General features: G+C 66.1%; 13 protein-coding genes. 5 read left to right on the top strand and 8 right to left on the bottom strand.

Going from position 1 to position 12,411, the window contains the following annotated elements; genetic code table 11:
• The first annotated feature begins 3 nt into the window (after positions 1-3).
• Genes ACRCUN_RS23265 through thiD form a run of 3 tightly spaced genes read left to right on the top strand, consistent with a single transcriptional unit; the run spans position 4 to position 4,035 of the window.
• Positions 4-981, top strand: coding sequence for an FAD binding domain-containing protein (locus ACRCUN_RS23265; protein ID WP_462143980.1), 978 nt, complete (start codon positions 4-6; stop codon positions 979-981).
• On the top strand, positions 978-3,185 hold the full coding sequence (locus tag ACRCUN_RS23260; RefSeq protein ID WP_462143979.1) for a xanthine dehydrogenase family protein molybdopterin-binding subunit: 2,208 nt from the start codon (positions 978-980) through the stop codon (positions 3,183-3,185). Before ACRCUN_RS23265 ends, ACRCUN_RS23260 begins: the two co-directional genes overlap by 4 nt.
• Before the next feature lie 49 nt (positions 3,186-3,234).
• Positions 3,235-4,035, top strand: coding sequence for a bifunctional hydroxymethylpyrimidine kinase/phosphomethylpyrimidine kinase (gene thiD, locus ACRCUN_RS23255; protein ID WP_462143978.1), 801 nt, complete (start codon positions 3,235-3,237; stop codon positions 4,033-4,035).
• Between the two features lie 14 nt (positions 4,036-4,049).
• Here thiD and ACRCUN_RS23250 read toward each other — a convergent pair whose 3' ends face one another.
• From ACRCUN_RS23250 to ACRCUN_RS23240, 3 genes are read right to left on the bottom strand one after another with little or no spacing between them, the layout of a single operon-like run.
• Complete coding sequence (locus tag ACRCUN_RS23250) at positions 4,050-5,228, bottom strand: acetyl-CoA C-acetyltransferase (protein WP_462143977.1); 1,179 nt, start codon at positions 5,226-5,228, stop codon at positions 4,050-4,052.
• Entirely contained in the window at positions 5,225-5,884 is a 660-nt protein-coding gene (locus ACRCUN_RS23245; RefSeq protein ID WP_462143976.1) for a 3-oxoacid CoA-transferase subunit B, read from the bottom strand. The genes ACRCUN_RS23250 and ACRCUN_RS23245 overlap by 4 nt, the downstream gene beginning before the upstream one ends.
• Positions 5,881-6,642, bottom strand: coding sequence for a CoA transferase subunit A (locus ACRCUN_RS23240; RefSeq protein WP_462143975.1), 762 nt, complete (start codon positions 6,640-6,642; stop codon positions 5,881-5,883). Before ACRCUN_RS23240 ends, ACRCUN_RS23245 begins: the two co-directional genes overlap by 4 nt.
• 145 nt (positions 6,643-6,787) lie before the next feature.
• Between ACRCUN_RS23240 and ACRCUN_RS23235 the strand changes: the two genes are divergently transcribed.
• A complete protein-coding gene (locus tag ACRCUN_RS23235) occupies positions 6,788-7,546 on the top strand; it encodes an IclR family transcriptional regulator (protein ID WP_462143974.1) in 759 nt (252 codons plus the stop codon).
• Positions 7,547-7,630: 84 nt separating this feature from the next.
• Entirely contained in the window at positions 7,631-8,230 is a 600-nt protein-coding gene (gene lysE / locus ACRCUN_RS23230) for an L-lysine exporter (protein ID WP_462143973.1), read from the top strand.
• Positions 8,231-8,282: 52 nt separating this feature from the next.
• Here the strand turns inward: lysE and ACRCUN_RS23225 are convergent, their stop codons facing one another.
• The 5 genes from ACRCUN_RS23225 to ACRCUN_RS23205 form a co-directional block, all read right to left on the bottom strand.
• Complete coding sequence (locus ACRCUN_RS23225) at positions 8,283-8,450, bottom strand: hypothetical protein (RefSeq protein ID WP_462143972.1); 168 nt, start codon at positions 8,448-8,450, stop codon at positions 8,283-8,285.
• A 224-nt stretch (positions 8,451-8,674) separates the two neighbouring features.
• On the bottom strand, positions 8,675-9,031 hold the full coding sequence (locus ACRCUN_RS23220; protein ID WP_462143971.1) for a cupin domain-containing protein: 357 nt from the start codon (positions 9,029-9,031) through the stop codon (positions 8,675-8,677).
• A 27-nt stretch (positions 9,032-9,058) separates the two neighbouring features.
• The gene (locus ACRCUN_RS23215) at positions 9,059-10,474 is read right to left on the bottom strand and encodes an NAD(P)/FAD-dependent oxidoreductase (RefSeq protein ID WP_462143970.1); all 1,416 of its coding nucleotides are present in this window, start codon (positions 10,472-10,474) and stop codon (positions 9,059-9,061) included.
• 30 nt (positions 10,475-10,504) lie between these two features.
• Positions 10,505-11,638, bottom strand: a complete 1,134-nt coding sequence (locus ACRCUN_RS23210) for an ABC transporter ATP-binding protein (protein WP_462143969.1) — start codon at positions 11,636-11,638, stop codon at positions 10,505-10,507.
• Positions 11,628-12,389 carry an ABC transporter permease gene (locus ACRCUN_RS23205; protein WP_462143968.1) on the bottom strand — a complete coding sequence of 254 codons (762 nt, stop codon included), beginning with the start codon at positions 12,387-12,389 and terminating at the stop codon, positions 11,628-11,630. The genes ACRCUN_RS23210 and ACRCUN_RS23205 overlap by 11 nt, the downstream gene beginning before the upstream one ends.
• Positions 12,390-12,411 lie beyond the last annotated feature (22 nt).

Below are 12,411 nucleotides of genomic sequence, written 5' to 3'. Positions count from 1 at the left end.
CCCATGTTCCCGTTCGAATTCAGCAGAGCCGGCGACGAATCCGCGGCACTCGATGCCGGCGCATCGGGCGCCCGTTACATCGCCGGTGGCACCACACTCGTCGATCTGATGCGCCAGACCGTGGAACGCCCAGAACACGTCATCGACATCAACGGCCTGCCCTACCGCGACATCGACCTGAACCCGACGAGGCTGCGGATCGGATCGCTGGTGCGGATGTCGGAACTTTCCGCGCATCCGGTTGTGCGTCAACAGTTTCCGGTCATCAGTCAAGCGCTTGAGCTCAGCGCATCCGCGCAATTGCGCAACATGGCCTCGATCGGCGGCAACCTCATGCAGCGGCCACGCTGCCTGTACTTCCGCGACACCTCAGCCGCGTGCAATCGTCGCAACCCTGGTTCGGGCTGTGCGGCGATCGGTGGGTACAACCGCACGTTGGCGATCCTCGGAACCAGCGATCACTGCGTGGCCACTCATCCGTCGGACCTGGCGGTGGCATTGACCGCGCTCGACGCGACCGTCATCACGCGCGACCGCAACGGTGAACACCCGATCCACATCGCGGACTTCTTCCGGCAACCCGGTGACACCCCCGATAAGGAACATAATTTGCGGCCCGGGCAACTCATCGTCGCAATCGAAGTGCCGGTGCGTCCGGAAGCTGCACGGTCGGGATATCTCAAAGTGCGCGACCGCCAATCGTATGAATTCGCGTTGTGCTCAGCGGCCGTCGCACTCGACATCGGCGCGGGCACGGTGCGCGGCGCCCGGGTGGCGGTCGGCGGAGTGGGCACGGTGCCGTGGCGGCTGCCCGCGGTCGAACAGGCTGTCATCGGGCGGCCCGTGAGCCCCGAGCTGTGGCGGTCGGCCGCGGCACTCGCCGCGGACGGCGCGAAACCCTTGTCCGGCAACGCCTTCAAAGTCGAGTTGGTAAAGCGCACCGTCGAACGGCAATTGACGATCATCGGAGGCCGACCATGACGTTGCAACCACAGATCGCGGTCGGAACGCCACAGTCGCGTGTGGACGGCCGGCTGAAAGTGACAGGTGCCGCGGACTATGCCGCCGACCACGCCATCGACGGCGTCGTATACGCCGTCGCGGTGGACAGCACCGTCGGCCGCGGCCGCATCACCGGTATCGACATCGACGCGGCGCTCGCACAGCCTGAGGTACTCCGCGTGTTGAGCCACCTCGATGCACCACGACTGGCTTACCAGGACAACAGCGGGTCCAACAATCCACCGGGCACCCGGCTACGCGTCTTCCAGGACGATCGGGTCCAGTTCTTCGGCCAGCCCGTGGCGGTCGTGGTGGCCGAGTCCATGGAAGCGGCTCAACACGCTGCGAGTCTGGTGGAGGTGTCCTACGACGCGCAGGCACCGGTCACGGACCTGACGTCGGCCCCGGCCGATCCGCCCGAGTCGTACACGCGCGGCGATGCCGACGCAGCGCTCGCCGGTGCGCAGGTCCGGCTGGACATGACGTACCGGATGGCCCGCAACCACCACAACCCGATGGAACCGCACGCCACCATCGCCCGATGGGACGGGGACCGGCTTACTGTCTGGGACAAAACCCAGTGGGTGGTGGGCGGCACACAACAGGAACTCGCCGCCGTATTCGGTATCCCCCAGGAGGCCGTGCACGTCATCTCGCCGTTCGTCGGTGGCGCTTTCGGCAGTGCGCTGCGGGCCTGGCCGCACGTCACCATCGCGGCTCTGGCCGCACGGGAAATGGGTCGTCCGGTCAAACTCGTACTGTCCCGGCGACAGTTGTACTTCGGCACGGGTTTTCAGCCCGCATACACCTACCGCGTTCGGCTGGGCAGCGACCGCAGCGGGCGTCTGACCGCGGCGACCCATGATATTCGCAGCGAAACGTCGAGATACGAGACTTTCACCGAGGAAGTGCTGGCGCCCGGGCAGATGCTCTACAGCCTGCCCAACGTCTGGCAGGCGTACTCAACGGTCCCGCTCGATGTGAATACCCCGATCTGGATGCGCGGCCCCGGCATGGCGACCGCTGTCCTGGTCGTGGAATCGGCCATGGACGAGCTCGCCAACGAACTCGGCATCGATCCGATCGAGCTGCGGGTCCGCAACGAGCCGAGCACCGATGAATCCAGCGGGCTGCCGTTTTCCACTCGCCGGTTGCGTGAGTGCTACACCGTCGGTGCGCGCGAGTTCGGCTGGGAGCGTCGCAATCCCACACCGCGGTCCAGCCGCGAAGGTGACTGGCTGATCGGTACCGGCATGGCCGCCGCGGTCTACGGTTCCCCACGCCGGACCGCACAGGCGCACGTACGCGTCAATGCCGACGGCACGGCGCTGATCCAAACCGCGAGCAGCGATATGGGGCCTGGCACATACACATCGATGTCGCAGGTCGGCGCCGATGCCCTCGGGTTGGCGATCGGCCGAGTGGACTTCCGGCTCGGCGATTCCGACATGCCGCCGACCCCGCCGCACGGCGGGTCGATGACCATGGCGAGTGTCGGATCGGCCGTGCAGACCGGGTGCGACACGGTGCGCCAGCAAGCGGTGGCGTTGGCGGTCAACGATCCCCGCTCGCCCCTGCACGGCGTCGACGCCGGTGACGTGATCGTGCGGAACGGCCGGCTGCAGCTACGCAACGACTATCTCCGCGGGGAGACGTACGAGCAGCTCCTGCGCCGCAACAACCGTCCGCACCTCGAGACCATCGGCGCGTTCAATCCACCTGAAGAGAGCCGGTTTTCGATGTACGGCTACGGCGCGGTCTTCACCGAGGTGGCCGTCGACGCGACACTGGGCATCGTGCGGGTGCGGCGGATGCTGGGCGTCTACGACACCGGCCGGATCATCAACCCGAAGCTCGCAAACAGCCAGGCAATCGGCGGCATGGTCGGCGGTATCGGAAAAGCGTTGCTGGAGCACACCGTAACCGACGCTCGTGACGGCAGGATCGTCAACGCCAACTTGTCGGACTACCTGGTGCCGGTCAATGCCGACATCACTGACCTGCGCGCGATCTACCTCGGCGGCGGTGACGACCAGCGAGTCAGCAGCCTCGGCGTCAAAGGGCTGGCCGAACTCGTCATCACCGGTGTGGCACCCGCGATCGGCAACGCGGTGTTCAACGCCACCGGCCGCCGGGTCCGCGACTTCCCGATCACCGCCGACGCGCTTCTGCCAGCGCAGTAGAGGGCACGCTCGAACCTTGCGGCTAGACGGGTGTCGTAGGCTCGAAGACGTGGTTGACCAGGCATATGTCATCGCCGGATCCGAAGCGACCGGCGGCGCCGGACTCCAAGCTGACCTCCGGACTTTTCAGCAGCTCGGTACCTACGGTGTCGGCACGGTGACGTGCATCGTGTCGTTCGACCCGAAGGCGAACTGGGCGCACCGGTTCGTGCCGGTCGACCCGAAGGTCATCGCCGACCAGATCGAAGCCGCGACGTCGGCCTACGACCTCGATGTCGTCAAGATCGGCATGTTGGGCACGCCCGCCACGATCGACGTCGTGGCACAGGCCCTCGCCCGTCAGTCCTGGCAGCACGTCGTCGTCGACCCCGTCCTGATCTGCAAAGGGCAGGAACCGGGCGCCGCCCTCGACACCGACACCGCGCTGCGGCGGCAGATCCTGCCGCTCGCGACCGTCACGACACCCAACTTGTTCGAAGCTCGCACGCTGGCCGGTATGGATGAGATCTCGACGGTCGACGATCTCATCGAAGCGGCTCGACGCATCGCCGAACTCGGTCCCCGCTATGTCGTCGTGAAGGGCGGGGCCGAATTCCCCGGCGACGACGCCGTCGACGTCTTCTTCGACGGAAGTGACGCCGAAATCCTGCGCGCACCGAAGGTCGGGCACGCGCGCGTCGCCGGAGCCGGGTGCACACTGGCCGCCGCCATCACGGCCGAACTCGCCAAGGGGTCCGACGTCGGCGACGCGGTCTCCCATGCCAAAGAATTCACCACCGCCGGAATCGTCGATCGGGTGAGCGGCAATACGCCGTTCGACGCGGTGTGGCAGGGCGCGGGCGGGAAGTAGCCGAGCAGCGCTTCTCAGCGCGGCACAGCCAGGATCAACGCCGAACCCTGACCGCCACCACCGCAGAGTGCTGCCGCACCTGTTCCTCCGCCGCGACGGCGCAGTTCGAGTGCCAGGTGCAGGGCGATCCGCGCCCCGGACATTCCGAGTGGATGCCCGATGGCGATGGCGCCTCCGTTGACGTTGACCCGCTCGGAATCAAGGCCAAGTGCGCGGGTGGATTCGAGGCCGACCGCGGCGAAGGCCTCGTTGATCTCGACAAGGTCGAGCGCGGCCGATTCGATTCCAGCGATGCCACAAGCCTTTTCGATGGCGTTGGCGGGTTGAAGCTGCAGGGTCGAGTCCGGCCCGGCGACCATGCCATGGGCGCCGATCTCCGCGATCCAGTTCATGCCCAATTCCTCGGCCCTGGCCCTGCTCATCACCACGACGGCGGCGGCACCGTCATTGATGGTCGACGCGTTGCCCGCCGTAATGGTCCCGGTGGCCAGGAATGCGGGCCGTAGCCGGCCTAGCGCGTCCGCGGTCGTGTCGGCACGGATGCCCTCGTCCTCGGCGAACAGCACTGGCTCACCGCGACGTTGTGGGATTTCGACAGGCACCACCTCGTCGTCGAACAGACCGTTCTTCCATGCGGCGGCCGCGCGTTGGTGTGACGCGGCCGCGAACTCGTCCTGTTCGGCTCGGGTGAGCGCGTTGGCGGCGTCCGTGAGGCAGCCCATCGCTTGATCGGTGAACACGTCGTGAAGCCCGTCGTAGGCGAGGTGGTCCCGCATGGTGGCGTCACCGTACTTGAAGCCTGCTCTCGACTTCTCCAGCATGTGCGGTGCCTGCGTCATCGATTCCTGTCCGCCCGCCACGATCACGTCAGCCACACCCGCGTGAATCAGTTGTGCTGCCAGAGCGATTGCGTCGAGGCCAGACAGGCAGACCTTGTTGACCGTCAAGGCGGGCACCGACATCGGGATCCCGGCCCCGACGGCCGCCTGCCGAGCCGGAAGCTGCCCCGCACCTGCGGTCAATACCTGCCCCATGATGACGTATTGCACCTGATCGCCTGCGATCCCGGCTTTCTCCAGTGCCCCTTTGATGGCGACGGCGCCCAACTCGGAGCCGCTGAAGCCTGCCAATGACCCCATCAGCCGGCCCACGGGCGTGCGCGCCCCCGCCACCAGAACTGGTGTCGCGGTCATGACAGTGCCTCGGTGAGGGGCGCGCCGGTGGCGGCGATGACGGCGTCGACGGTGACGCCGGGCGCGAGCTCACGGAGCAAGAGCGTTCCGTCCCCGACGACATCGATGACCGCCATATTGGTGATTATTCGGTCGACGACGCTCTGACCGGTCAGCGGAAGTGTGCACGTCTCAAGGATTTTCGGCGCACCACCGCGGTCGGTGTGCTCCATCACGACAATGACCCGCGCGGCACCATGCACGAGGTCCATCGCACCACCCATGCCCTTGACCATCTTTCCTGGCACCATCCAGTTGGCCAAGTCGCCGGTGCGGGACACCTGCATGCCACCCAGGACGGCGGTGTCGATGTGGCCGCCGCGAATCATGCCGAAGGAAAGCGAGGAGTCGAAGAACGCGGCGCCGGGTTTGACGGTGACGGTCTCCTTGCCCGCGTTGATGAGGTCGGCGTCGACCTCGGGTTCGGTCGGATAACCACCGGTACCCAGAATTCCGTTCTCCGAGTGCAGGATGACGCGAACGTCGGCGCTGAGGTAGCTCGGGATCAGCGTGGGCAGTCCGATGCCAAGGTTGACGTACTGGCCGTCGACCAATTCGGCAGCCGCGCGCGCGGCCATCTGGTCACGGGTCCAGCCCGTAACGACTGCGGTGGTCATCGATGAGTTCCTTCCGCGACGGTGCGCTTCTCGATGCGCTTGTCCTGAGGTCCGGTGTGCACGATGCGTTGGACGAACACGCCAGGCAGGTGAACCCGTCCGGGGTCGATCGCGCCCGGTTCGACGAGTTCCTCCACTTGCGCGATGGTGATGCGGCTGGCCATGGCCGCCAACGGGTTGAAATTCATGGCAGCCTTTTCGAACACGAGGTTGCCGTCGGTGTCGCCGAGGCGAGCGTGCACCAGCCCGACGTCGGCGGTGATGCCCTCCTCCAGAACGTAGCGCTTGTCGCCGAAGACGCGAGTTTCCTTGGGAGGCGAGGCGATCGCGACGGAACCATCGGGGGCATACCGCCATGGCATGCCGCCGTCGGCAACTGGGGTGCCGACCCCGGCAGGGGTGAAGAACGCCGGTATGCCCGCACCGCCGGCGCGCAACCGTTCAGCGAGGGTGCCTTGCGGGACGAGTTCGACTTCCAGTTCACCGGCGAGGTACTGCCGCGCGAACTCCTTGTTCTCGCCGACATAGGACGCCGTCACGCGCCTGATCCGGCCGAGCGCCAGCAGGATGCCGAGGCCGTGGTCGTCAACGCCGCAGTTGTTGGAGAACACCTCGAAGTCGGTGGCCGTCGACTCGGCGATTGCCGCGATCAATGCATCCGGGATGCCGCACAGACCGAATCCACCCACCGCAATGGTGGCACCGCTTGCGATGTCGGCTACTGCATCCGCAGCCGTGGCGTACACCTTCGATGACATTTCGCTCCCTGCTTCGCGTCCACTGTTCAGACTCGGGTCGATGGTGTGACAACAGACGTCAGGACGGCAATAGCGCCTGGCACATTGCTCGCCTGACGACCGATTCGCACTTAGGCGTTCACTGAGTGGACGCTATGCTACGGCGGTGGACGAGAAGGGCACGACGGTACTCGGCCGCGCGGCGGCACTGCTTCGAGCAGTCGGCGCCAGCGCATCGGCGGCAGCTTCCACCACGGAGCTCGCCCGGGCGACCGGCATTCCCCGGCCCACCGCGCACCGGTTGTTGGCGGCGCTGGTCGACGAAGGACTGCTCGACCGAGACGCCGCGACCGGACTGTGGTCGCTGGGTCCGGAGCTATTCCTCCTCGGCGCCGGCGCCGCGGCGCGCTACGACATCACCGAAGAGTCTCGCGACGTCATCGATCTGCTGGCACGTCAGACCGGGGAGAGTGCGTTTCTGTCTGCCCGCCGCGGCGATGAGACAGTGTGCGTGTTCAGCCAGGAAGGCAGCTTCCCGCTGCGCTCCCATGTGCTGCATGCGGGAATTCGTTTCCCCTTGGGCGTCGCCTCCGCCGGACTGGCCATCCTGAGCCATCTGCCCGACCGCGACATCGACAACTACTTCACCCGCGCTGACCTTGAGACCTTTTTCGGCGCAACGCATTCCGAGCACGCGATACGAACGCGCATCGCCGCCACCCGGCGCACGGGTTACGCCGTCAACCCCGGCCTACTCGTCGAGGGCAGTTGGGGGATCGGCGCCGCGGTCTTCGACCGCACGGGCCGACCCGCCTGGGCCTTGAGCCTCACCGGCGTCGAGACCCGATTCCGACCCGAACGCCTCCCGGGGATGGGCGCACTGTTGCTCGACCAAGCCCATGAACTGTCCGGGCGATTGACCTAGCCGTCCAACGTACATTACTTTGTCTAATGCAGATGAAGAATCATTAGCTGTACTTGATCAACAGATGCCCATACCGTCGGAGTCGTGAACTCCCCCGTGCTGCTCGGCTTCCTCACGACCATGGCGTTGATCGCCGCGATCGGTGCACAGAACGCCTTCGTGCTGCGCCAAGGCATTCGCCGTGAGCATGTGGTACCGGTCATCGCGGTCTGCACGATCTCTGACCTGATCCTCATCGCCGCCGGCATCGCAGGCGTCGGAGCACTCATCACCGCCCACCCCGACGCCGTCACCGTCGCAAAGTTCGGCGGGGCGGCATTCCTCATCGGCTACGGCGTACTCGCCGCCCGCCGCGCCTGGCGACCCTCAACCCTCAACCCCTCCGAACGCTCCCCCGCCCGACTCGCCGAAGTCCTCGTCACCTGTTTAGCCCTCACCTGGCTCAACCCCCACGTCTACCTCGACACCGTCGTCCTGCTCGGCACCCTGGCCAACGAACACCACAGCCAGCGTTGGCTTTTCGGCGCCGGCGCGGTCGCGGCAAGCGCACTGTGGTTCACCGGCCTCGGACTCGGCGCCCGCCGTCTCGCCGGCCTCTTCGCCACCCCGATGACATGGCGCATCCTCGACGGCGTCATCGCGGTCATGATGATCGCCCTCGGCATCGGCATGGCGCTCTCCTGACCAACACAAGGGAGGGGCACCCAATCCGGGTGCCCCTCCCTTGTGTCCTGGGTCAGCGGCCGTTGCCGAACGTCGGCGTGATGTCGCCGACGGTGGCCTGATGCTGAATGTCATGCACCCACTGATGATGGGTCACATCGGCACCCGCCGGAGCGGCCAAGCCCACCAGGGCGGCGGCGAAAGCGGTGGCGATGGCGCCGGCGAAACCAAACTTCTTCATGGCAAAGCCCTTCTGTCTCAGATTCGAGCCGTGGCAGATGTCGCGGTCCGGATGTTCTGTTCACCGGTTCGGGGGTTTCCTACCCGGTCTGACTGCCACAACGGCCTGCTCAACGCGGTTAATTCCGCTGGCAGAAATTGACCGCCCCCTGGCAGAAACCGCTAGCTCACACCTCGACAGAAGGTCTGCTCACCGGCTGACAGGTCAGCCGGCCGCGTTCTCCGCTACGCGTCGATCAACACGTAAGACTTCCGGATCGTCTCGTGGACGACCCAGGTACCGCGCCACCCGCGGGGCAAGACGAGCAGGGATCCCGGGCCGATGTCCGCGGACGCGCCATCTTCTCCGGTTACTGTGCCGCGGCCGGACACGATGTGGCACACCTCGGTGGCCTTGCTGCGATCGGCCGTGAACTCACCCGGCCCGCATTCCCAGATCCCGACCGAGGTCGCACCGTCGTCCCAGAGGTCCAGTGACGACTCCATCTGATTGCTCTTGCTCGTCGGCTTGGGTTGCGCCGCGGGTAGATCAGTGCCCTCCGCCGGGGTATGGCGCAAGCTGACGTTGAAATCGACTGACACAGTTCCGTCCTCGTATCTTCGCCGTTGTCAGCGACCGGTGATCATATTGGCGATCCGGGCGATCCGGCTGGTCTTGGGTAGGTCACGTTCGGTTTCTCGACGGTCGGCCATGCGGTAGAGCACATACATGCTCTGCACGCCAAGCCATCTGAGCGGCTCGGGTTCCCACCGTCGCACTCGGCGCCCGACCCACGGCAGGCGCGTCACCGGTGTATCGCGCTTGAGGACCAGGTCGGCAAGTGTGCGCCCGGCAAGGTTGGTGGTAGTCAAGCCGCTACCGACATAGCCGCCCGCCGTTCCCAGACCGGTCACCGGGTCGAGGTCGACGGTGGCCGTCCAATCTCGCGGCACACCGAGAACACCACACCAGGCGTGCACGATCGGGAGCGGTGCCGTTGCCGGGAACATGTCATGCATGAGCTCGGTCAGCGCGTTGATGGTCCATTGCTGCGTGGCCCCGTTGGTGTCGGTCCGCGAGCCGTACCGGTAGGGAATCCCACGTCCGCCCAGCGCGATTCGGTTGTCGGCGGTGCGCTGGGCGTACATGTAACCGTGTGCGTAGTCGCCAAGCAGTTCGGCTCCGCGCCAACCGATCTGGTCGGCCGCGTCCGGCGTCATCGGCGCGGTGACGATCATCGATGAGTTCATCGGAAGCCAATCGCGGCGCTGGCCTTCGAGCGTGGCCGTGAAGCCTTCCAAGCACCGCAGGACGATGGGTGCGCGCACGATGCCGTGATCGCTGATCGCGCGGCCCTGCTCGATGCCCGTGACCGTGGTGCCTTCATAGATCGTGACGCCTGCCGCTTCCACGGCCCGGGCGAGGCCCAGCACCAGTTTCGCGGGTTGGACACGAGCACAGTGGGGACTGAACATCCCGCCCAACGCTCCTGCGACGCGGATCCGCTCATCCATCTCGTCGCGGCTCAGCGCGACGAAGTCCTCGGGCCCGGCGCCCCATTGTTGTTCGTAACGCACCGACTCGTAGAGGCGGCCCAGTTGGGCGCGCGTCCGGGCGACGTGCAGAAGCCCGTCCTTGGCGATGTCGGCGTCGATCCCCTCAGTTTCGGCGACTGAGATCACCTCGTCGACCGCACCGCGCATCGCGCGCATGAGCTCGACTACGCCCTCACGCCCGTGCGTCGAGGCGTACGCATCGCGACTACCGGCCAGCTCCGCCGACAGCCATCCGCCGTTGCGGCCGGACGCGCCGAATCCGGCGAACTCACGCTCCAGGATCGTGATCCGCAGGTCGGGCTGTTCGCGCTTGAGGTAATACGCGGTCCACAACCCCGTCAGACCGGCGCCGACAATGCACACGTCGGCCTCGTGGTCACCCGGAAGCGACGGTCGCCGCTTCGGCAGGCCGATCGAGCGGTACCAGAACGACACGTCGCCGTTGATGAACTTTGTCGGATCGCCGACTGTGCTGCCGCCGGTGGGCATGGGTGTGCTCCTGTTCGTTATGCGTGGGCGTTAGAGAGACGCAGCCGCGGCCGGTTTCGGTGCTGCGGGCTGCGGGTCACCGGACGCGAGAACCGCGGCGTCGTCGGGGTGGAAGGTGAGCCATACGCGATCGCCGGCATTGGCGGAGCTGATGGCACCGGCGCTTTCGCGCACCAGCACGATGGTGCCGTCATCGAGACGGACCTCGACCTTGCGGGAGTTGCCGAGGTAGATGTGCTGGACCACGGTCCCCGGGACCGCATTGATCGCGTCCGGACGCGGACCGTCGGGCTCGATCCGGATGCGTTCGGGTCGCACCACCACCGCGACACCTGCACCACGGCTGTGCTCGGGACCCCGGACCGCGGAGAGGCGATGCCCGTTGGAGTCGGCTTCCCGCCCGCCGTCGGAGACCCCGTGGAACAGTGACGACTCGCCGAGGAACTGCGCCACGAAGAGCGTGTTCGGGTACTCGTAAAGCTCAGTGGGGGAACCGATCTGCTCGATGCGCGCGTTGTTGAACACCGCGATGCGATCCGAGAGGATCAGCGCCTCGTCCTGGTCGTGCGTCACGTAGACGAACGTCGTGCCGAGATCTGAGTGGATGCGCTTGATCTCCAGCTGCAACGAGTCACGCAGCTTTTTGTCGAGGGCACCGAGCGGTTCGTCCATCAGCAGGACGCGGGGGCTGTACACCATCGCCCTTGCAAGCGCGACACGCTGTTGTTGACCGCCCGACAGCTCTTTGGGCCTGCGCCGGCCCAAGTGGCCAAGGCCCACCATCTCCAACGCCTGCTCGACCAGCGTGCGGCGCTCAGCCGCAGGGATCTTGCGCTGCCGCAGAGGATATTCGACGTTCTGCGCAACGGTCATGTGCGGAAAGAGCGCATAGTGCTGGAAGACCATGCCGATATTCCGCTTGTACGGCGGAAGATTCGTGACAGCACGGCCGTCGATGAGCAATTCCCCCGACGTGACGTCGGCGAATCCGGCGATCATGTTCAGCGTCGTGGTCTTGCCAGATCCACTGGGACCCAGCAGGGTCAAGAACTCGCCCGGGCGGGCTTCCAGATCGATGGCGTCCACCGCGGTGAAGTCCCCGTAGCGCTTCGTCAGACCACGCATGGTGATCGAAGCGCCCTGGGGTGAGCGGTCATCCGACATTTCGTCTCCTCGTCGCATAGATGCTCGCAAGGACCGTGACGACGGTCGTGAGGGCAAGGATGAGAGTCGCCGCAGCCGCGATGGTCGGATCGGTGTCGCGGGTGACCGACGAGTACATCCGCACGGGCAGCGTCTGCAGGTAAGGGCTCTGAATGAACAGCGACAACACCACCTCGTCGAAACTGGTGGCGAACGCGAACACCGCCCCGGACAGAACGCCGGGCGCCACGAGTGGCAAGGTCACGGTACGGAATGCGGTCCATCGCCCAGCCCCGCAGATCGCGGCGGCATCCTCGAGGCGCCGATCGAACCCTTGCAGGCTTGCCATCACCGGGATGATGACGAAGGGCAGGGCCAGGACACTGTGCGCCACAACGAAACCCAGCGTGGTGCCGAGCAGGTTGAGCCGCAGGAACAACGCGTAGAGCCCGATCGCGATCACGATGACCGGCACCAACATCGGCGCCAGCAACAGCGCCCGAAGCCCCTGCTGGCCGAAGAACCGGGTCCGGCTCAGCGCGAGTGCGGCCGCGGTGCCGCACACCGTCGCGACGATCGCGACCAGCACACCGACTTGGATGCTCGCCTGCAGGGCGGCCATCCACGACGGATCGGAGAAGAAGTTGGCGTACCACTGCGTCGACCAACCCTGGGGCGGGAAAGTGAATGTCGGGCGATCGGTGAAGCTCAGCGGGATCACGACGAGCGAGGGGGCGACGAGCCAGAGCGCGATAACGGCGCAGAAGAGCATAAGGAGCGCCCGCCAGACGGTA

Source organism: Mycobacterium venezuelense (genome assembly GCF_054919535.1).
Note: the sequence above shows the minus strand (reverse complement) of the source record. Positions and strands in the feature narration are given on the sequence as shown.

Bases quoted from the DNA above. Each gene is read 5' to 3' on its own strand.
- ACRCUN_RS23265 (WP_462143980.1), top strand. From the start codon at position 4: ATGTTCCCGTTCGAATTCAGCAGAGCCGGCGACGAATCCGCGGCACTC.
- ACRCUN_RS23260 (WP_462143979.1), top strand. From the start codon at position 978: ATGACGTTGCAACCACAGATCGCGGTCGGAACGCCACAGTCGCGTGTG.
- ACRCUN_RS23250 (WP_462143977.1), bottom strand. From the start codon at position 5,228: ATGACCGCGACACCAGTTCTGGTGGCGGGGGCGCGCACGCCCGTGGGC.
- ACRCUN_RS23245 (WP_462143976.1), bottom strand. From the start codon at position 5,884: ATGACCACCGCAGTCGTTACGGGCTGGACCCGTGACCAGATGGCCGCG.
- ACRCUN_RS23240 (WP_462143975.1), bottom strand. From the start codon at position 6,642: ATGTCATCGAAGGTGTACGCCACGGCTGCGGATGCAGTAGCCGACATC.
- ACRCUN_RS23225 (WP_462143972.1), bottom strand. From the start codon at position 8,450: ATGAAGAAGTTTGGTTTCGCCGGCGCCATCGCCACCGCTTTCGCCGCC.
- ACRCUN_RS23215 (WP_462143970.1), bottom strand. From the start codon at position 10,474: ATGCCCACCGGCGGCAGCACAGTCGGCGATCCGACAAAGTTCATCAAC.
- ACRCUN_RS23210 (WP_462143969.1), bottom strand. From the start codon at position 11,638: ATGTCGGATGACCGCTCACCCCAGGGCGCTTCGATCACCATGCGTGGT.
- ACRCUN_RS23205 (WP_462143968.1), bottom strand. From the start codon at position 12,389: ATGCTCTTCTGCGCCGTTATCGCGCTCTGGCTCGTCGCCCCCTCGCTC.